We start from the raw sequence: 20,504 nt of genomic DNA on the forward strand, positions 1-20,504 counted from the left end.
GCGCTTTTGGTCTGCGCCGGTTCTTCATAACCTGCTTTTAAATTTCCTGTCTTTTTACTGTTGCTCTGCCTGTACAGCCTCTGCGATCAGAGTTTCAAAATCCTGATATGCCTCCGGATCAGGAACTGTGGGAACCTCTACGGGCTGGCCCGGGTCTGCGATGCCGATATCGCCGTCCAGCTTCATGGTGATGCTTTCACCATCTGCTTCCATTGCCATATCCATCTTCATGCGCATCTTAATGCAGTTTCCTGCCGGATCAATCACATATTCATAGATCACATCGCCCATGGTAATGCCTGCCGTATCTAACAGTCCGCTCATGCCGGTAGAACTCATCACCATCTGGAAATATTCATTCATCTGGTCGGCTTCAGCCACAAAGCCGATCACCTTATTTTCTCCCTCATCCCATAAACGGAAATTGGATAAATAATTCTCAAACTCATCCTCAAAGGCCATAGCGGATGCCATGCTCTGCTCCATCATAGTTCCTATATCCATAGGCATCTTTACCTTCTGTCCCATGGAATCCTGATAGTAGCAGCCGTCCTGATAATATGCGGAAATGATCATCGGCTCTTCCATGCCGTCCATAGTCGTACGGGAATACATCATGTAGCGCATCTGCTGAGGCTCTGTCATATGGTTCATCTTCATATTCATTTCCATACGCAGATTCATGGCATCTACGCCTGTATCCTCCAGGATACTGCCTCCGATGGAAATCTTAAAATCAGCAAAGGCGTTCATGTCTGTAATGGATTTCTGAGTTTCGGATACCTGGTGATAAAGAGCTTTTGCATCCTCAGAATTATCTGCGTAGGCGGTCATAGGGCAAAGCAGCGCGGCTGATAGCAGGACAGCAAAGAAACGTTTCATTTTTCTCATAGCGTAACCTCCTCGGTAAAGAAATTCCTCTTAAATTGTCACTGATGATACTGCTATTGTACTCCAAAACAGCTCTGCTGTCCATGTAAAACGCAAATATATTTCTTACGATTTCATCTTTTCTCTTAAGAATTCTGATATTTTTTCATCTGTTCCCTATCCGGCAAAATACTGGTCTATACCGGCTGCCAGGCCATCCGCCAGCTGTTTTAACGCGGCCTGGGAATGGTCAGAGGCCTTATCTCCCAATTCAATGTCCACAGACGGAACGGTAGAATAGGAGGTCTGGGTCAGATCCATCTCCATGGAGCCGCCGGAAAAGATCTTAACCCCCTTTTCCTTTAACCCCGCAACCAGGCTTTCTCCCAGCGCGTTATGCTTCTGCCAGTTTGATTTTACCGGCTCCATATTCCGGTAAGCGGCATTGTTTGGAACACTCATGTAAAAGGCTCCCTTATTGCTGGAGGTGGAATCCCAGTGAAGCGCAATGTGGCAGTCGCTGGCATTATTGGCGATAAGTGTTCTGGCGATATTATCCAGCTGGACATCCTCTGTTTCACGGATCATCAGCACATCATAGCCCTTTGCCAGCAGCTTATCCTTTAAAATGAGCGCCATGGAAAGGGTAACGCTGCTCTCAGGCGTACCGTCGTCAAAGGTCATGCCGCCGGATACCGCCGCGGCTGTCACAGCTCCCGCTCCCGTAGTGCCTCCTGTGACCTTGGGGCTGCCGTCTGGATGACACTGAGTCTTTACAGAAGCGCCTCCTTTGGTACCATGACCTGCATTGACGCAGATGGTAAGGTTCTTTCTCTCTGCCGTCTGGCTCTGATAGAGAACCGCCGTTCCGGAGGTAATCTTTGCAAACTCTGCATAATCCCAGTTCGGATCCAATAAAACCTGCCTGCCATTTTCAGCTATGGCGCCGCCCTGAGAGCTGCTGCCGGCAGAAATCTGAGTTTTTTTCTGTTTTGCTGTCTCAGAAATATACGCAGTAGAAATGTATCCTGTCTTCCCCTCCCACTGTATCCTTGTCCAGTCTGCATTTTTACCCGTTCGGGAAAGGGATGTGCCATCGGGAACATTTGCCAGGATATTAGAGGCGTCCGCCGTATCACAGGCGCTGCGGATCCGCACAGAGCCGCCCTCTGTATTTACATAAACCCGATCGGAAACCGTTTCAAATTCCGGCACTGCAGCCCGTGTTCTGGACTGGGAGCGGCCGGAAATATCCGCTCCGGTCTCCGTCTGTTTGGATGTCCGAACTTCTGCAGCAGCCTGTACTTCTCCATCAGCCTGCGCCTCTGTACCGGCCTGTGCCCGCAGTTCTTCACTGGACTCATACTCTGAACAGCCTGATAAAATAAGCGCGGCCATTGCAGCGGCTAAAACACCTCTCTTCCAGAAAAACATTCGGACTGTTTTTGCGCGTTCTGCTCCGCCCCTCTGCCTCATAGGATAGTTCCTCCTCCCACTACATAGCCATTTTCATAAAATACCACAGCCTGTCCCGGAGCCGCAGCCCGTACAGGCTCATCGAACCTGCATTCTACCTCTCCATTTTCTATTTCGCGGATAGTGCACATAGCTCCGCCGTGATTGTAGCGGATTTTGGCCTTCACTCTCGTCTCTCTGCCGTGAAGCCCGTCCACAGCCATCCAGTTGAGCCTATTGCAGCGCACGGTACTGGTAAATACATCCTGACTGTCCCCGATCACCACCTCGTTTGTCTCCGGACGCAGGGCCGTGACAAAGACCGGATGGCCCATAGCCAGATTTAAGCCCTTTCTCTGGCCGACCGTATAATGGGTAATGCCCTTATGGCGGCCGATCACATTTCCCTTAAGATCTACAAAATTTCCGGGCTTTGATTCTTTGCCTGTATAATTCTCAATAAAGGAGGCATGGTCGTGATCCGGAATAAAACAGATTTCCTGGCTGTCCGGCTTGGATGCCACCGGAAGGCCCAGCTTCTGGGCCATCTGGCGGATCTCATCCTTTGTGTAATCTCCTACCGGCATCAATGTCCTTGACAGCTGATCCTGGGTCAGATTATAAAGGGCATAGGTCTGATCCTTTGCCGCCGTCACAGAGGTTTCAAGGGCAAAACGGCCGTTTTCCAGCTTTGCAATCCTTGCATAATGGCCTGTTGCAATGCAGTCCGCCCCGATCGCAAGGCTTCTCTGCAGCAGGGACTCCCATTTCACATAGCGGTTGCAGGCGATACATGGATTGGGGGTGCGCCCCGCCAGATACTCCTGGGCAAAATAATCCATTACCCTGCACTTAAATTCCTCTTTAAAATTCATAACATAATAAGGGATACCCAGTTCCATGGCGACTCTGCGGGCGTCATCTACTGCGCTCAAACCGCAGCAGCCTCCCTCTGCCTCCTGGACCTCGGTATCCTCATCCTGCCATATCTGCATGGTTACTCCGATCACATCATAACCCTGCTCCTTTAACAGCCAGGCTGCCACGGAGGAATCGACTCCTCCGGACATGCCTACTACAACTTTTTTGCTCAATAGTCTTCCTCTTCTTCCTCTTCTTCGATATTATCCTTGGGCTTTTCCAGACCCTCAATGGTAATACCGTTTTTCTGTGCATAATCCCAGAGGGCGGCGTGAATGGCCTCCTCTGCTAACAATGAACAGTGTACCTTAACAGGAGGCAGTCCGTCAAGTGCTTCCATCACAGCTTTATTTGTAACCTGCATGGCTTCCTGCACCGTTTTTCCCTTTACAAGCTCTGTTGCCATGCTGCTGGTTGCTACGGCAGCTCCGCAGCCAAAGGTTTTAAACTTTACATCCCGGATGATCTGGTTTTCGTCAATATCCAGATAAATACGCATGATGTCGCCGCACTTGGGATTTCCCACCGTTCCTACGCCGCTTGGATTCTCAAGCTCTCCTACGTTTCTGGGATGTTCAAAATGATCCATTACTTTTTCTGTATACATCGTCTCTTCTCCTTGTTCGTCATTTTCGCCCTTTAACGGCTGTGTTTTCTCATATAATCCTCATACAGAGGGGAAAGCTCTCTTAAATATGCTACGATTTCCTTAATCTTATCTGCTGTTATATCCATTTCCTCCATGGTATTTTCCTCACTTAAGGTCAGACGCAGAGAGCCGTGGGCAATCTCATGGGGAAGACCAATGGCAAGAAGCACATGGGAAGGATCTAAGGAGCCTGAGGTACAGGCCGATCCGCTGGAACCGCAGATTCCGGCCATATCCAGCTTGATCAAAAGGGACTCACCCTCAATAAACTGGAAGGCAAAATTGATATTATTCGGCAGACGGCTGGTACGGGAACCGTTGATCCGGGTAAAGGGAACCTCCCGCAGCACTTTTTCCATAAGATACTCCCGCATCTCAACTTCCTTTTTGGTCCGCTCTTCCATCTCATCCATGGCAAGCTGAACCGCTTTTCCAAAGCCCACAATGCCTGGAACATTTTCCGTTCCCGCCCTGCGTCTGCGCTCCTGGGCTCCGCCGTGGATAAAGGAACGGATCTTTACGCCCTTTCGGATATACAGAAAGCCGATTCCCTTGGGGCCGTTTATCTTGTGGCCGCTGGCGCTGAGCATGTCGATGTTGTACTCGTCCGCTGAAATGGGCACATGGCCGTATGCCTGTACCGCATCGGTATGAAACAGGATACCGTGCTCCTTTGCAATGGCTCCGATCTCCTTAATCGGCTCAATGGTTCCGATCTCATTGTTTGCAAACATGATAGAAATAAGAATGGTATCCGGGCGGATGGCCTTTTTCAGCTCATCCAGCTTTACTACGCCATTTTCATCCACATCCAGATAAGTGACCTCATACCCTCTTTTTTCCAGATATTCACAGGTATGAAGGATGGCATGATGTTCAATTTTACTTGTGATAATGTGCTTCCCCTTGGCTTCATAAGCCTCTGCCGCAGCCACCAGGGCCCAGTTATCCGCTTCGCTTCCTCCTGCTGTGAAATAGATTTCATTGCTCTTTACTCCCAGGGAGTCTGCTATGATCTCTCTGGCTTTTGTTACAGCCTCTTTGCTTTTTGCTGAAAATGTATATACAGAGGAAGGATTTCCATAGAATTCTGTAAAATAGGGAAGCATGGCCTCTACTACCTCAGGACGGGTCTTTGTGGTTGCCGCATTATCAAGATATATCATTTTTTCCATATTAAAACGCTCCGCCTTTCTGTTTCTTTCATTCTGTCCTTACTATACCATAGTATTCCTACAATTTCAATAGGAATACTATAAAATAATTCGGTTCTGATATTCTTATTCTTTTCATATAGTAATAATAATTTTCCGGTTTCGGAGGCCCCGACCATGCTCCAGCTGACTCCCCGCAAAAAAGCCTTTCTTACCGGCACCCTTCTTCTGACCTTTACCGGCCTGATCTGCCGGATTCTGGGATTCTTCTACCGGATCTATCTCTCCCGGACCATTGGGGCGGAAGGTCTGGGACTTTATCAGATGGTACACCCGCTTTTTGGCATCTGCTTTGCACTCTGCGCCGGTTCCCTCCAGACCGCACTAAGCCAATATGTGGCTGCCCGTCAATCTCAGGGCAAAAAGGCTCTTATGGCTGCCCTGTCCGTATCTCTAAGCCTTTCTGTCCTCTTAGCCTGGCTCATCACTTCCTTTCGCACTCCCCTGGCCCGGTATGTGCTTTTAGAGCCCCGATGCGCCCCATTTCTTCCTGTTATCGCTCTGTCCGTTCCTTTCTGCGCCCTTCACGCCTGTATTAACGGATACTATTATGGAATGCAGAAAACAAGGGTTCCTGCTCTTTCCCAGGTGGCTGAACAGGGAATACGCATGGTGACTGTGTGGCTGATCGTCTGTGTTTGGACAGAAAAAGGCCGGCCTGTTACGGTAGATTTGGCTTTTTACGGCCATCTGGCCGGTGAAATGGCCTCTGCTCTCTTTACCCTTATGTGTCTGGGAGCATTTCCGCCCCGGTCTGAAAAACGTCCTGCTCCAGGCTTCCAGAATCTTCCCCCTTTGTCACAGGCTCCTTATTCGTCTTCCCCCGAGACGGAACACTCCTTTGGGACGGAACACTCCTTTTTTCAGGTACTGTCCTCTCTTTTAATCCTGGCTCTGCCCCTGATGGGGAATCGTCTTGTATTAAATATCCTTGGAAGTGCGGAGGCCATCTGGATCCCGGACCGTTTAACCGCATTTGGCCTTTCAGATCCCCAGGCCCTGTCCCTTTACGGCGTCCTGACCAGCATGGCCATGCCCTTTATCTTCTTTCCCTCTGCCATCACAAATTCCATGGCAGTTCTGCTGCTCCCCTCAGCGGCAGAAGCCCAGTCGCGCGGAAATAAGGAGCGCATCTCTTCCATGCTGGCGCTTTCCATCCGCTGCAGCTGCTATATGGGAATCCTGTGCATCGGCATTTTTACCCGCTTTGGCAATACGCTGGGAATCAGCCTGTTTCACAACCAGCAGGCCGGAGCCTTTATCACCACCCTCTGCTGGCTCTGCCCCTTTATGTACCTTGCAACCACGCTGGGAAGCATACAGAACGGCCTCGGAAAAACCTCATCCACTTTTTTCCAGAATGTAGCCGCCATGATTCTTCGACTGCTCTTTGTCCTCTTTGCCATTCCCTCCTTTGGAATCCGGGGATATCTATGGGGGCTTCTGGCAAGCGAACTGGCTCTGGCTCTTATGTGCTGCTTAAGCCTTAACCGCATCGCCCCTATTGGCTGGGACGTTTTTTCCATGGTTGTAAAACCGGTGCTGATTCTTTTGATCGCGTTTGGAATCAATTTCGCCTTATGCGCTTTTATTCCCGCTCTGTCCTCCCTTCCTGTTTTTCTGAATGCTGCCGTGCAGATCGGCTTTATCAGCCTGGTGTATGGAGGGATGCTGGTGTTGTTTCACAAAAAGAAGTGAAAAATCCCGGCCAACTCTGCCCTTTCCAGCGCGCAGAATTGTCCGGGATCATCCGTCTGTTTCTATTCTTTTTATTATGCCCGGTCATAAATCTCCTGCAGGAAGGCCACATCGCTGTGGAAACGTTCTCTGCTGGAGTTTTCAAGCAGCACCGGGATATGAGTTTTTTTCTCCTTAATGAGCTTCATCAGAGGCTCATAGCAGAACAGGCCCTCGCCAACGTGCCTAAACAGCTGATTCTGGCCATCAAACACAAAGTCCTTCACATGAAGGGCGCTGATCCGGTCGCCGTAATACTCAAAAGCCTGGCGAACGACTCTTTCCTGAGCCTCAGGTGCCACCTCATCCGGATGGATCAGGTTCACACTGTCTAAAATTACCTCTACGTTCGGGGAATCAATGTCATCCAAAAATCGCTTCATCCGCGCCGGACTGTAAAGGGTATGGTCGAACACGCCCTCTACTCCTACGATCACTCCCAGCTTCTCAGCAGCAGAGACAATCTCTCTCATGCTCTTTAACAGAAGCTGATAACCGTCCTCTGAATACGTTTCAGGAGTCACACGAAAATCCGAGGACAGACGGCCGGTTTCTGTTCCTACCATATCTGCTCCGATGATGCGGGCATATTTTAAATGTTCAATAAACCGGGCTACCTCTTTTTTGCGCAGCTCTTCTACAGGGTTAGTAGGGTTAATATAGCAGCCGAGAACAGCCACATGGATCTCGTTTTTATCCAGCTGTTCTTTAATGTAGCGGGCAAATCCAGGGTTGTAATGACCGGTGGTAAAGTCATAATTGCTGATGGATTTGGCAAAAGCAAGCTGGATCTGGTGCACTCCATTTTCCTTTGCCAGCTGGAACACCTTTTCCATCTCCATTTTTTCACACAGGTCATGGCAGCGCATACCGGTATTTAATTTCATGGCAACTCCTCCTTTTATAAACGGTTCTGGTCCCTTCCGCCCAGGAACCTGAATATTCCTGCTGCTTCCAGGAGCTTTGCAATATGAAAGAAGATCAGGGAATCAATGGGCCACATGATAAGATTTTTAATCACTCTTGGCGGCAAAAGCACCATAAATGCCTTTCCGTAAAGCAGAGACAGGCACAGCGTATTAAGCAGTACATTACAAACCAGGCTCACAACAAGGTGAGCGGCAAATACTCGCCCCAGACTTAAGGGCTTTCTGTAATAGAAAGAACCGTAGATCACACCTGCCAGCATCGCCACAAGGGTAAAACCGGGGAAAAATCCGCCCACAGGCTTGATCATATATTTTAAAATATCAAGCGCCCCCGCAAACAGGCTTCCTGCCGCAGGACCAAACAGATAGTGGACCAGTTCATTTGGAATACCTGAAAAGCCAATACGGACAGACGGTCCCAGATCAATGCTTAATGACCCCAGCACGATAGCGATAGCCCCGAGCATGGCACAAACGGTAACGGTCCTTACCTCTTTTAACCGGCGGAAGGAACAGGTAAACAAAGTTGCTAATCTTGTCATAAAAAAATTACCTCCTTTGCAGACCTCTCAAACTACAATCGGAGATAATCAAATCCCTATGATCTTCTCTGATGCAGCGGGATGCGGCCCATGCACCGCAGAAGGATCGGCACAAAGCCGCTCCTTACTTTCGTCTGACTGGCAACTCCCTGTCCAGCCGGCACTTAACGCGCATAAGCCTACTCTGCTTATTTATTTTTTCATACATAACTATACACGTTTTTGGAAGATATGCAAGTTTTTTTTAAGAAGCATAACACGCACTCAAACAAAATACGCCCATTCTGCTTATATTTAAACAGAACGGGCGCAAGCCTCCTATTATGCCGCATATCTGGAAATTTCTTCCATCAAATCTTCACAGGATTCATCTGTGTGAACAATCACCTCCACTGTCCTGGATTTGGCCAGAGCCAGCACACCTACGATTGACTTTGCATCTACGATCCTGCTTCCACATTTTACATCTACATCATATTCATACCGATTCATAATTCGCACAAAATCAATGATCTGATCCGGCTGATTGAATTTAACTGCAACGCGCTTCATATTCATTACCTCCATCATCTGCGCAATACTCTCATCACAGAGAGCAGACATTTATAAAATTCATTGCCGGATACACGGGGATGACGCTTACGGTAAGCAATATCCGGCAATGCATGATAACATCTTATATTTCATATGATAACAGCTGAAGTTGAAAAAAACCATGGTAAAATCCTTTCATTCGCTGTAATTTTTTTGATTTCCATTGCATAAGTGAAGGCTTTCAAATAAAATAAAGGCAGAGCGATTGTTGAATCAAAAAATGGAGAACCTATATCCTATGAAATTACTGATTGCTGATGATGAAAAACTTACCCGTGAAGGTATATGCAGCCTGCTGGATCTGAAACAGTACGGCATTACAGAGGTAATCCTGGCAGACGACGGGGTCAACGCCCTTACAGAGGCTAGAAAGCACCGCCCAGATATCCTGCTTACCGATGTGCGGATGCCCCGCATGACTGGGGTTGAGATGGCTTCTCTGTACCTGGAAGAGGCTCCGGATACAGCCGTCATCTTCATGAGCGCCTACTCAGACCGCGAATATCTGAAAGCGGCAATTAAATTGAAAGCTGTAAGCTACATTGACAAACCGGCAGAAAAAAAGGAACTTGAGGATGCCATAAAGGAAGCAGCCGACCGTTTCCGTACCCTGAGAGCCGCAAAAGCCGGCGCTATGCTGGAGGAAAAGGATCTGCGCGGTCACCTTGCCTTGGCCCTGACCAATTCTTCCAAACTGGAGGAAGCCCTAGAACTGGCAGCCCGCGTTTCTCCGAAAGTCGAAACAGATTTCTGGTTTACCTGTGTGATCACAAGCTGTCTCACCCCCCTTTCCGAGCTTCCCTCAGAAGATCTGATCCAGGAAAATCAGCTTTTTTCTTCCTATTTGAAAAAAATGGGGATCGTGCGGATTCTGGTGCCCAAGGCAGACCGCTATATCGTAAGCTTTCTGTGCAGTTCCAACCGCCAGGAACCAGAAACAGTCCGCGCTTTTACCAGCTTTCTCAAAGAGCGGATCACACCCTACTGCCGTTTTTTTATTGCATCAGGCCCCTCTGTACAGGGCATGGATCAGGCTGCATTTTCGTATAAAAGCGCCATGAGCCTATTAAGCGAAAGCTTTTATCATGATTACAATTCCATCTTAACACAAACGCCTCCTGCCGGCTCTCTGCAGCCTGCCGAAGATCCCTTTGCAGACTTTACAGCAGCCCTTGCAGCCCAAAGAGAGCTGGAAGCACTAAAAGCCGCCGGAAACTTTTATAATGCTCTAAAAAACAGCCCTCCTCTTCCGGAAGCTCAGGTAAGAGACCGATATTTCCGATATCTGAACAAGCTGGATGAGATCAGTCTGGCTAATCACATTTCTCTGTGGAAAAGAGAAGGTATCGAATCAGAATCCATCTGGGAGGATGTAATAAGCTGCGCCACCTTAGGAGAGCTCCATGATTTTCTCTGCCACAGGATCAGGCACTATTTTCAATCCCTGATCTTTAATCAGTCCGAGCATCCGGTCGTCTTTCAGATCAAGGAATATATACGCCAGAATTTTGCGGTTCCTACCCTGTCTGTGCTGGATATCAGCCAGTATGCAAACCGCTCCTCCAGCTATATCTGCACTCTTTTTAAAAATGAAACCGGCCAGACGATCAACCAGTATCTGACCGATTACCGGATTAAAATGTCCAAGCAGTTTTTGAGCGATCCCAGATACCGGATCACGGACATCTCCGCAAAAGTCGGCTACAGCGACGGCAATTACTACAGCAAGGCCTTCCGCAAGATCGTAGGCCTTTCACCATCGGAATACAGGGAGAAAATACTCTGATGAAACGTCCCATAAAACAGTTTTTTCATTATTACATTTATGATATGAAGCTGAAAAAGAAACTGGCATTGTCCTTTGCCATCCTCTTTATGCTTCCCACGCTGACTGTGACCTTCTTTTTATTTACCCGGATTTTCCGCATTGTGTTAAATGACACGCTGCGCTCCGAAGAGGCCTTTCATTCCCAGTCCGCTCTTGCGGCAGAAAATCTTATGATCCATGTAGCTCATGCCTCTGATACACTCACCTATTCCCTTCCGATCCAGCGGCTCTTTTCCATCACAAAAAAACAGGCGCCCGGAGCCGCCCTGTCACGCACGCATCTGAACAATCTGTATCAGCTGGCAGATATGGCTGCGGAACCCTCTTTAATCCGCACCATACGGATCTATTACGATGACAGCTCCTATCCACAGCTTGACATTTTAAATAACGGCCGCCAGCGCCTTTTTATCCCTCTCTCTGCAATAGACAGCGGATGGCTCGACCGTTTTGAGTCCTCTCCGGAGGACAGACTGTTGTGTGCAGCTCCGGATCTGTCGGAAAATGAAAAAAAATACTGCGGGAATCTGGCCTATCTGGTTCGGCTTAATTATCTTTCCGAAGATGAAAGGGCAGAAAAAGAAGCGGCTGCCTATGTGGCTGTTTATTTTTCCCGCAGTTCCCTGCAGCAGCTGATCACACACACGCATTTGATCCAGGGAGAAATCAATTTTTTTATGAACGCCTCCGGTGAACCGATTGATATGAAAGACGAGCGGCTCTCCAGTTCCATTCCCCAAATCCCCCACTCATTATTTGAACAGTTAAAACAAAAAGAACAATTCATTCCGGCTGATCTGGACGGTTCTCTTGTATATGCGGCATCATTTTCCATCAATGGATCCGACTGGTATCTTATGTCTGTCATCCCCAGGCAAAGCCTAAAGACAGCAGGCGTCTCTATGATCCTCCAATTTATTGCATTCTATGGCGTTATCTCCCTGTTGGCCCTGTTTCTGGCTTACCGCCTTTCAAAGTCCTTTGCAGACCGCATTATTCATGTTGCCCTGCAGATGGAAACCATCCGCTCTGGACGTCCCAGACCTCTTCTTCTGAAAAATGCCGGGAATGACGAAATCGGTATTCTTTCCGGTGCCTACAATTTTATGACTGCAGAGATCAATGAACTGCTAAACCAGAAGGAGCTTGCTGCCAAAGAACTGCAAAAGGCTGAATTTCGCGCCTTGCAGGCCCAGATCAATCCTCATTTTCTCTATAATACTCTGGATATGATCAACTGGCTGGCAAAATCTGGCCAGATCAGCCAGGTAAGCCAGGCAGTTCAGGCTCTCACCCGCTTTTACCGTCTGACGCTTGGACAAAAAGAGCTTTTCGGTACTATTGATGATGAAATTACCCATGTAACGCTTTATATGCAGCTTCAAAATATGCGTTACAATCACTGTGCCGACTTTATAGCAGACATTCCCCCAGAGCTTGGCAGCCTGACGATCCCCAAACTGACCTTCCAGCCAATTGTAGAAAACGCCCTTCTGCACGGCATCTTAATGAAGGAAGAAAAAAAGGGCTGTATTCTTCTTACCGGCTGGCGCGAGGGAGAAGATGCAGTCCTTGTGATCAGCGATGACGGGGCCGGGATTGCGCCGGAAAAGCTGGATACGCTTTTAGACAGCCTCTCAGCAGATAATGGCTTAACTTCTCTCAGGCACATCGGCGTGTCCAACACCAATCTGCGTTTAAAAAGCCTTTACGGAGATGCCTACGGTCTTTCCTTTACCAGTACTCCCGGTCAGGGTACTGAGGTTACTGTACGCATTCCTGCCCGGCCGGTATCCCTTTAGCAGCGTCCTCAGCATCATCATTCACACTCAAAGCTGCATTGTGAGCTGTTCCAATACCTCCGGTGCGAAAAGCTGAAACCGAAGCGCTGTTACTCCAATTATCACTGCTGCCATACACAAAAATGCCTCACACTTTTTTACTATCTTTTTCATTGTCAATTCCTCCTCATGTTTTAACGTTGTCCGTATCATAGCACCAAAGGAATTAAGATAGCACTCAGGTGTGAGGCATTCGTACTAAAATTGTATTAAATTATCCTCTGAAATTTTTTCCGCAGCTGTAGTACAAAAAGCACAGATCTGCCAATAACACCACTGCCAGAACAAACAGTGCCAGCCAAGTGAGCGGAGAGCCAAAATCCATCTGTTTGAAAATCCACAGATTAGAAGCAGCAAACAGAATGAGCGGAAGGACTGCAATAGAAATCACGCGAAGCAGGCGGTATTTCCTTCTACTCATTCCTTCGGGCACATAGTCTTCCGGATGAACCAGTTCACAGTGCACCACGATCCCAAATCTTGAAGAAGTTCTGTACGCTCTGTACTCCTTTCCATCCATCATAAAATGCGGCGACCTGCTTTTCTTTGTTATAATGATCGTTTTTCCATTCTCTTTTCCGTACTTTAACAGCTCTCTCTCAAAGGTATCTGGCTCATCACACCGGTCATCAGGCATAAAGGAAAACTCCCGGATTGCTTCTGATCTTACAACTCTAGCATAATCATTGACGAAATCCATAAATACCGATCCCCGCTTTTCCTCCTGTTCCATTTCTTCCAGATAAAGATCGGGGTCTACATCTGCAAGCTGATTTTCCTTTATCCTTCCGCAAAATTCCAGGGCTGCCGTCAATTCCTCCTTCTGGGACTGCAGGCGGCTGATCTGATCCCCAATGGCTTCTTCCAGAGAAATGTCCCCTTCAAACATCCGGCGGATTTCTCCTATGGGCATCCCCAGCTTGCGAAACAAACGTATAAGCTTTAAGCGGCTGATCTCCTCCTCTGAATACAAACGATATGAATTTTCTTTATCTCTTTTGGGAGCCAGCAGCCCCTGCTTTTCATAATACCGGATATTCTGACTGGTCACCTTTGTCAGTTCCTCTGCTTCTTTGATGGTTCGTGACATATACACTCCTCCTTACCCCTATGGCTTAGGGAAATATTCTTTATTTACACAGTAAGCATAAGGCTTATACCTGGTATAATGTCAAGATTTTTCCAACAAAAAAATCCGAAACTCAAGTTTCCTTAAGTTTCGGATCATCATCCAGTGCAGAAGAAGGGAGTCGAACCCTCAAGGTATTACTACCACACGGACCTGAACCGTGCGCGTCTGCCAATTCCGCCACTTCTGCATATGCGGGAGATGGGACTTGAACCCACACGAGCATACACCCACAAGATCCTTAGTCTTGCCTGTCTGCCAATTCCAGCACTCCCGCAGCACGTGTTATAATATAGCACAGACTTTTCGATTTGGCAATACCTTTTTTTCAATTTTTTCAATTTTTTTCAAAAATAATTTCAAAGGGTATTTTCTCCCTAAAAACACCTGAGATAATAGTACGGCAAAAAGAGTCTTCCAAGCTGCTCCATCCCCGGAATCCATCTCCCTGGATCTACAAACACCGGACAAAATAAAAGACTTCCTATGATAAAAAACGGAATCATACAGCAGAGAAGCTCCGGTGAACGCACAATCAGCTTTAGCCCAAAGGCAAATACCGTACAGCCGCATCCATATAAAAGCAAAAGCCCCAGCTCTCTTCCCACAGCCCCAAAGCTTCCTCCCTCTGCCATGCCGCCCAGAAAAAGCGCACAAAAAACAGATAAACAGGCCAAGGCTCCGGGCGCTGCTGCAGCTGCCAGACGACAGGGCAGACGCAGTCCGATCCCCAAAGGCATAAACAATCCCCTTCTCTCGTCTTCTCCTGCCATCACGCCGCCGTAAAGAGACAGAATAAAAACCATGACGGCCCCCAGACCGCGAACCGGAAAAATACTGCCTGCTGCATCAGATTTTGGACTCTGTGTCTCCACCCCGTCCTCTGATCCTCCCCCTCCGTTCGTTTCATATATATATTGGAAATGAAACAGGCCCTCTTCCTGATTCCAACGGTCATACCTTTCTCCCGCTTCTTCTGCTGCTTTCGCTCTGGAGCTGCTGTTAACAGGCCCCATCCCTGCAAAAGCCTCCCCTTCTTCCACATAATCCATAAGCAGATTTCTGTTATAAAGAGCTGCCAGCTCTGAAAATACCGTTTCTGTAGAAATAGAGCCGGCTACCGTAGAAGGAGCCATATACAAACGAATTACCCGTTTCCACTGCTTTTGATCCAGCTTCTCTTCCAGCCCTGAATCAATCACATATCCGCACTCAGCTCTTCTGGACGCCACCTCATCCCGTACCTGGGCTTCATCCGAACAGATATAAAAATCAAACATCCCATCCTTCCTGTCTGCCAGGCGTTCTGCAAGTCTCCAGGCCAGCGATCGTTCAGATACATCCTCCTCTCCTGAAACGCTGACAGCAACTGGAATCTCCCCCTCTTCTTTATCTGAAAGCCTTCCGGCCACAAAGGCCGCCAACGGCATAAGAAGCAAAAGAAGAGGAAAAATCCCCTTTCTCAGGCAGCGTTTGCAGGAAAGAAGAAACCAGATAACTGCTCTTTTCATGCTTCTTTCACCTCCGCTGCAGCTGCAATCAGCCAGCCGCCCACCCCAAGAGCTGCAAGTTCCACTGCTGTAACCAGGCTCTCATTTCCTGTCACTGCCATCTTCACACCTTCCATCAGGATATGGGTAGGAAGAAATGGAGCAGCTCTTTGTATGCTTTCCGGCAAAAACACTTCCGGCAGAAAGCCTCCCGAAAGAAAATGAAATGCCGTCACCAGAAAAAACTGCAGAAAAATGCCGCCGATCCTACTTCCTGCGGTCTGAAAAAGACACACACTAAAGGATGCCGCCCCCAGACAAACAAGAAATCCTGTAAGAATCGTATTTAATCCAATGGAAATCATTCCTGTCCAAGCAGCTGCCGCAGCAGCCAGAACGGAAATCACGCTCAAAAGCACCGATACTCCCAAAATGCGGCTTCCCGCCGTCGTAAAAGGTCCGATCCCCATCAGAGACAGCTTCTGCCTCATAACAGCAGGCTCTCTCTTTAAAAGGTCAGATACCGAAATCACGGACAAAAGCAGCACCAGAACAAACGCACTTATTCCATAAAATACTGGAACAGATACATCCTTTGCCGCATTTACCATTACTTTTCTGAAATAATCCATTCTTGGAAGACTATAAGTTAAATAAATCTGATTCATATCCCGCTCAAATACCGCCATTTTATCTGTAAAACCGTACTCGGATAAAAGTTCATCACCACTGTAGATTCCGGCCTGCGCAGAACCCAGTATTTCTGCTCCCGCATCCGTCAGCTCCTTAAAAATGCGGCTTTCTGCTCCTGCATTTTCCGGCAGAATGACGGTTACCGGGGTGTTTACACCACTCATAATATCCTGTATAAACCCATCCGGCATTTTAAGAACTGCAAACAGCTCGCCCTTTTTCAGCTTTTCACCGGTCGCTTCTTCCTCAATATAGGTAAAATCGCAGAGGCTTTTTACACTTTCCAGAGAGCTGACCATCCGCATGGCCTGCCCTGCCAGCGCATCTTCCTCAGGCAGAACGACTCCCACCGGAATCCGTTCCACAGCCTGTCCGCCGTAGAGCAGTTTGCCTGCCAAAAGGGCGGCTGCACCCATGAGTACCACAAGCACCGCCGCTCCTGCCAGAATATGAGGAAGCCGTTTTAATGCCCGCTTTAATTCCATTCCTGCATAGCACAGATATCCACGCATATTATCCTGTCCTTTAATTTCCTGTATCCATCTGGCCGCTGAGACTTATAAAGCTGAACAGCACCTCCATAAGCACGCTGTTCCACTCTTCCTCTCCTGCTGCCAATACATCCATGGTGTCACCCTCTAAAGGAACAACCTCCTCCGTCAGCGGTCTTATATAATATTCGCCGCTTAAAACAGCATTTCCCGTGTCTCCCATTGCAGAAACATCCAAAGAATCAAGAGTCAAATGAATATTCTTTCCCTTTTCCAGTTCATCCACAACACCCTGAGCTGAAAAACCTAAAAGTTCCATTCCATCCTGGGCCGCTGCTGCCTGGACATCAAAACCGCCTCCCTCGCTGTTATAGGAGCTGTCAAGGGTGATATCCCATTTTTCAGCTATCTCTCCCTGATTTTCTATGGAAAGCTCGAAACCGGATGTGAGTTCTTTCCCATCATAAGCGCCCTCTTTCACTGCCTCAATCTGTACAGATGCAGCCCCATTTTCCAGCACTGCCTGAGCGCTCATATTCTGAGTCGGATAAGCGCCTCCCTTTAATTCACAGCCAAACTGCAGCTGAACCGGTTCAGCCTCCGACCCGGTACTGTTAAAGGAAGTCGTTCCCTTTACAGATGCCAGACATCCTTCTTTATCCACGTAAACCGTCATGCTCACATCATTTAACGAGCTGTCTAAAAATGCGATCATCCCGTCAATTTCCGTTCTGGCCTCCTCATAGGTCTGCTCCTGCATCTCCTGAGCGGTAGGGAAATCCTGTCCTTCCATCTGCGCACCTGCCAGCTGGCTTAATTTCACGCTCAGTTCCAGACGCTTTAAGAAATCCTTCTTTAAAACCTCATCTTGAAGAAAGAAATCAGAGGAGGTTCTCAGAAAGTTGATCATCGCTTCCTTGCTGACTGTAACCTCATATCCTCTGCAGGCCTGCTCCTTTCCGTCTATGGTAAAAGAAGCCTTCTCTCCCTTTTCCACAGTGAGTGCTGCCTTAAAGTCATCTTCCGCCTTGCAGCCTTCCCGGTAGCGTTTCATAAGAGCCTTCAGATCAAAGGAAGCCGCCTGCCCCTCCTGCGTCTGTCTGGCCTGCTCTGCCAACAGCTCCATATACTCTGCCATCACCGACGCATCTACTCCACTCTGCTCAAGAGCCGATCCGAGCATAGGAGAATTTTTCAGCCGTTCTTCCAGTCCTTCTCCAAAATCCAGAGTAAAAACTTTTGGACTCAGTTCCGGCACAGCAGCCATAACTGTATCATCCCCATAATAAAGATCCAGATTTACCAGATCCATTCCATTGTAAATGATTCCCATATTGGCACTGACTTTATTGTTTTCCACATCGTTTTTCGCATCGATCCGCAGTCCGCTCCCTGCATAGGTATTTACCGCAGGCTCAGAGCAGCTGTCCAGCTTTAACATCAGCCCCGAATTCTGGCTGGCAGAAACCCCTGCCTTCGCAAACTCCGACAGGCCAAACAGCTCCTCCATAGGGTCGGTCTGTCCCTCTGTATAAACATTTTCAAAGGCCTGGATCACCGTTTCCTTTGGATCGCCGCCGGCCAGCCGGGTATAAGCAAATACTCCTCCGCCAACCACTGCCACTGCTGCCGCTCCGACTGCTGCCATTTTCATCTTTTTTGTCATTTCCATACACGTTTCCTCCATTATTAACAGCACACGCCAACGTGCGCCTTTTTGTTCTTCGCCAATCCTTTTATCTGTTTGCTGCCATTAAAAATAGTGGATCAGTTCCCTGGAGCTTAATCCTGCTTCAATCTCTTTCAGACATCTGTCCTTCATTACATACAGACGGTCACAAAGCGATAGCTCTTCCATTTCATGGGAAGTAAGGATCACCGTTTTACCTTCATTTACATAACCTTTCAAATATTGCCGGATGGACTCCTTACACTCCAGATCCAACGCTGCTCCAGGCTCATCCATAATAAGGACAGGCGCATTTCCCGACAGAGCACAGGCAATACTGAGGCGTTTTTTCATTCCTCCGGACAGCTTTCCCGCTCTCATCCCCAGCATAGCAGGGATTCCCAAAAGAGCCGCGGAACCCGTTTTAAGATCCTCATTCATCTGCTTTTTATTTCCCCTGTGCCACAGGAGGAGATTATCTCTTACCGTAAGCTCTTCCATAAGAGGATTTTCCTGCGGAACATACGCCACATTCCGGGCAAATACCGATGGATGGCCAAGAGCCTCTTCCCCGTCAATCTTTACACTTCCCCTATCGGCTTTCCTGGTTCCGGCCAGAATAGATAAAAGGGTCGTTTTTCCGCAGCCATTTGCTCCCACGATCCCTACGCAGCTTCCCCTTCCGGCAAAAAACTCTGCCTGCTCAATAATCCTGCGTTTTCCATATGATTTACAGATTCCGGACGCCCGCAGCATCTTCTTCCCCCCTTCGCCATCGCACGATGTAATTTTTGTGCATTTTTAACATTTAATCTGCCAGTATCTTGAAATAAGTGTACCATATTCCCCCATTACAAGCAAAATATTTATATTTACAAATTTCTTAATGTTTTTCACCCCTTGTGTCTGCACCTGCATTTACGCTTAAATTACGTTTACGACCTTGACAGTCCGGTTTTGACCTGCTAAGATAATAAACAGCGAATTGCTTCGTTGGCACACCAGAATCCAATCTGAATATTCAGGGGTTGTACTGGTTTCGACGGGGATCATGCAGCTGGTGAAGCTATCCCTATGCGATGGGTTAAATGGCAAAATTAAAAATAAACGCTAACGACGAATTAGCATACGCTGCCTAATGGCAGCTGTCAGACTTAAGGCACCCACACTTTAAGACCCTGGCATCGACTATGTGGGAAACGACGTATACAAAGCTTTGAGTATATGGGCGTATTATGAAGCTACTAAAACCGTCAGAGTGTCTTTTCCCGGGCGGCGGAGGGAATGTTAAATAAGAGACTATGATAGTAGAAGAACAGGGAATTGGTTTTCGGACAGGGGTTCGATTCCCCTCAGCTCCACTTTTTAAAAACCGCGTAAATGCTGGGAAAGTCAGTGTTTATGCGGTTTTTTCGTGGTTTGAGGGGGTAAGGACAGGAAGCCAGAAAGTAATAAAAAACCCCTGTTTTCCGGGCAAGTATCACACGAAATATCACACGAAAAAAGAGCCGGAAAAGCCTGATTCTGCAAGGGTTTCAGGGCCATTGCAGAGGGCAAAATATCACACGGACAGCCAAAAGACAGCGGATAGTAATATAAAGGCCGGGGAAGCATGAGCCTCTCTGGCCTCTTTTGCAAAATGAAATTTTATGAAGTTGTTTCCGTGTCCTCTGGTTTGATTGGAGGAAGATTCTCATACTTCTGTAATGCCTCTCTGGCTCACAGAAAGGCCCTTTCCCATCCTTCCGTGGCCTTACATGATATTTTTATTGTGTTAGCCTATTTTGTGTGCTATACTGTCCACACGGAAAGTCAGAGCACATAAAGGCGGCCTACCCTCCCATTTTTCGGAGGGGCTAACCCTCCAGACGAAAGAAAGGAGGGCTTGCCAATGTATGTTACATATTCGGATCTGATCCAGATAGGTATCTTCATTGTATCCCTTATAGGACTGTGTTACACAATCTTTAAGGGAAGAAAATAGCCGCCACTACTGCCAATAGTGACGGCTTATGTTATATAGTCGCTAAACTATTCGGGTAGGCCGTGTGCTTCTGGCTTTCCCTTTTTACATCTTTACTATACCACATCTTTCTGGTCCATTCAAGGGTAAACCAATTTTTCTGCCCTATTGCGATATCGCAGCAAAGCAGTTCGTTCCCATTCTATTCCCCTGATCTTTCAGTAATAGTTTGAAAATATACAGTGCCCTGCGCCGATATGCGTAAAAATCATCTCTTTTTATAGGAATATATCTGCTGTGTCCCATGGCATCATACCCAATCCCTGTTGTCAATGAAATAAACAGCATTTCTGACAATCCCGGATTGCTTTCCATTACAGCATTTCTTATAAAGACTGCATTCTCTTCCCGTTTTGCCAGCTCCATAAGCACATTTTTTTCCTCTTCATCAATCCCGTAATCACAAAATTTCATTTTTCTGATTCTCAT

The 20,504-nt window shown here is 47.7% G+C and carries 19 protein-coding genes, 2 tRNA genes, 1 other RNA gene and 1 riboswitch; of the genes, 5 read left to right on the plus strand and 17 right to left on the minus strand.

What is annotated here, in order from left to right; all coding sequences use genetic code 11:
* Positions 1 to 54: 54 nt before the first annotated feature.
* The 5 genes from WKT10_RS09555 to nifS form a co-directional block, all read right to left on the minus strand.
* Positions 55 to 891, minus strand: a complete 837-nt coding sequence (locus WKT10_RS09555) for a DUF6612 family protein (protein WP_066546905.1) — start codon at positions 889 to 891, stop codon at positions 55 to 57.
* 156 nt (positions 892 to 1,047) lie between these two features.
* Positions 1,048 to 2,346: an N-acetylmuramoyl-L-alanine amidase gene (locus WKT10_RS09560; RefSeq protein WP_331624589.1), complete on the minus strand. Its 1,299-nt coding sequence runs from the start codon at positions 2,344 to 2,346 to the stop codon at positions 1,048 to 1,050.
* Positions 2,343 to 3,419 carry a tRNA 2-thiouridine(34) synthase MnmA gene (gene mnmA / locus WKT10_RS09565; RefSeq protein WP_081422916.1) on the minus strand — a complete coding sequence of 359 codons (1,077 nt, stop codon included), beginning with the start codon at positions 3,417 to 3,419 and terminating at the stop codon, positions 2,343 to 2,345. Before mnmA ends, WKT10_RS09560 begins: the two co-directional genes overlap by 4 nt.
* Entirely contained in the window at positions 3,416 to 3,853 is a 438-nt protein-coding gene (gene nifU / locus WKT10_RS09570; protein WP_066546899.1) for a Fe-S cluster assembly scaffold protein NifU, read from the minus strand. Before nifU ends, mnmA begins: the two co-directional genes overlap by 4 nt.
* Before the next feature lie 32 nt (positions 3,854 to 3,885).
* A complete protein-coding gene (nifS, locus tag WKT10_RS09575; RefSeq protein ID WP_066546896.1) occupies positions 3,886 to 5,070 on the minus strand; it encodes a cysteine desulfurase NifS in 1,185 nt (394 codons plus the stop codon).
* Positions 5,071 to 5,226: 156 nt separating this feature from the next.
* Between nifS and WKT10_RS09580 the strand changes: the two genes are divergently transcribed.
* Positions 5,227 to 6,807, plus strand: a complete 1,581-nt coding sequence (locus tag WKT10_RS09580) for an oligosaccharide flippase family protein (protein WP_340276883.1) — start codon at positions 5,227 to 5,229, stop codon at positions 6,805 to 6,807.
* Positions 6,808 to 6,881: 74 nt separating this feature from the next.
* Here the strand turns inward: WKT10_RS09580 and WKT10_RS09585 are convergent, their stop codons facing one another.
* From WKT10_RS09585 to WKT10_RS09595, 3 genes are all read right to left on the minus strand, one after another.
* Positions 6,882 to 7,733 carry a sugar phosphate isomerase/epimerase family protein gene (locus WKT10_RS09585; protein WP_066546891.1) on the minus strand — a complete coding sequence of 284 codons (852 nt, stop codon included), beginning with the start codon at positions 7,731 to 7,733 and terminating at the stop codon, positions 6,882 to 6,884.
* A gap of 14 nt (positions 7,734 to 7,747) precedes the next feature.
* The gene (locus WKT10_RS09590; protein WP_066546889.1) at positions 7,748 to 8,317 is read right to left on the minus strand and encodes a folate family ECF transporter S component; all 570 of its coding nucleotides are present in this window, start codon (positions 8,315 to 8,317) and stop codon (positions 7,748 to 7,750) included.
* 72 nt (positions 8,318 to 8,389) lie between these two features.
* Positions 8,390 to 8,506: riboswitch (THF riboswitch) on the minus strand.
* A 132-nt stretch (positions 8,507 to 8,638) separates the two neighbouring features.
* Positions 8,639 to 8,869, minus strand: a complete 231-nt coding sequence (locus WKT10_RS09595; protein WP_337433428.1) for an HPr family phosphocarrier protein — start codon at positions 8,867 to 8,869, stop codon at positions 8,639 to 8,641.
* A 280-nt stretch (positions 8,870 to 9,149) separates the two neighbouring features.
* Here WKT10_RS09595 and WKT10_RS09600 point away from each other — a divergent pair, with 280 nt between their 5' ends.
* Positions 9,150 to 10,697: a response regulator transcription factor gene (locus WKT10_RS09600; RefSeq protein WP_337933989.1), complete on the plus strand. Its 1,548-nt coding sequence runs from the start codon at positions 9,150 to 9,152 to the stop codon at positions 10,695 to 10,697.
* Positions 10,697 to 12,541, plus strand: coding sequence for a sensor histidine kinase (locus WKT10_RS09605; protein WP_340276888.1), 1,845 nt, complete (start codon positions 10,697 to 10,699; stop codon positions 12,539 to 12,541). Before WKT10_RS09600 ends, WKT10_RS09605 begins: the two co-directional genes overlap by 1 nt.
* A 27-nt stretch (positions 12,542 to 12,568) precedes the next feature.
* Here the strand turns inward: WKT10_RS09605 and WKT10_RS09610 are convergent, their stop codons facing one another.
* The 8 genes from WKT10_RS09610 to WKT10_RS09645 form a co-directional block, all read right to left on the minus strand.
* On the minus strand, positions 12,569 to 12,694 hold the full coding sequence (locus tag WKT10_RS09610) for a hypothetical protein (protein WP_337433425.1): 126 nt from the start codon (positions 12,692 to 12,694) through the stop codon (positions 12,569 to 12,571).
* A 100-nt stretch (positions 12,695 to 12,794) separates the two neighbouring features.
* Positions 12,795 to 13,670 (minus strand): MerR family transcriptional regulator, encoded by an 876-nt coding sequence (locus tag WKT10_RS09615; RefSeq protein ID WP_340276890.1) that lies wholly within the window; start codon positions 13,668 to 13,670, stop codon positions 12,795 to 12,797.
* A 145-nt stretch (positions 13,671 to 13,815) separates the two neighbouring features.
* Positions 13,816 to 13,899, minus strand: a tRNA-Leu gene (locus tag WKT10_RS09620).
* A gap of 3 nt (positions 13,900 to 13,902) precedes the next feature.
* Positions 13,903 to 13,986, minus strand: a tRNA-Leu gene (locus tag WKT10_RS09625).
* Positions 13,987 to 14,086: 100 nt separating this feature from the next.
* Entirely contained in the window at positions 14,087 to 15,220 is a 1,134-nt protein-coding gene (locus tag WKT10_RS09630; RefSeq protein ID WP_337433423.1) for a hypothetical protein, read from the minus strand.
* Positions 15,217 to 16,404: an ABC transporter permease gene (locus WKT10_RS09635; RefSeq protein ID WP_340276892.1), complete on the minus strand. Its 1,188-nt coding sequence runs from the start codon at positions 16,402 to 16,404 to the stop codon at positions 15,217 to 15,219. Before WKT10_RS09635 ends, WKT10_RS09630 begins: the two co-directional genes overlap by 4 nt.
* A gap of 13 nt (positions 16,405 to 16,417) precedes the next feature.
* The gene (locus WKT10_RS09640) at positions 16,418 to 18,055 is read right to left on the minus strand and encodes a hypothetical protein (protein ID WP_066546871.1); all 1,638 of its coding nucleotides are present in this window, start codon (positions 18,053 to 18,055) and stop codon (positions 16,418 to 16,420) included.
* Positions 18,056 to 18,136: 81 nt separating this feature from the next.
* A complete protein-coding gene (locus tag WKT10_RS09645; RefSeq protein ID WP_340276894.1) occupies positions 18,137 to 18,808 on the minus strand; it encodes an ABC transporter ATP-binding protein in 672 nt (223 codons plus the stop codon).
* 268 nt (positions 18,809 to 19,076) lie between these two features.
* Between WKT10_RS09645 and ssrA the strand changes: the two genes are divergently transcribed.
* Positions 19,077 to 19,416: a transfer-messenger RNA gene (ssrA, locus tag WKT10_RS09650) on the plus strand.
* Between the two features lie 527 nt (positions 19,417 to 19,943).
* A complete protein-coding gene (locus WKT10_RS16035; protein ID WP_445293008.1) occupies positions 19,944 to 20,036 on the plus strand; it encodes a putative holin-like toxin in 93 nt (30 codons plus the stop codon).
* Positions 20,037 to 20,180: 144 nt separating this feature from the next.
* Here WKT10_RS16035 and WKT10_RS09655 read toward each other — a convergent pair whose 3' ends face one another.
* Positions 20,181 to 20,504, minus strand: coding sequence for a hypothetical protein (locus WKT10_RS09655; protein ID WP_066546860.1), 324 nt, complete (start codon positions 20,502 to 20,504; stop codon positions 20,181 to 20,183).

The organism is Enterocloster sp. HCN-30185 (genome assembly GCF_037890305.1).
Classification (GTDB): domain Bacteria; phylum Bacillota; class Clostridia; order Lachnospirales; family Lachnospiraceae; genus Enterocloster.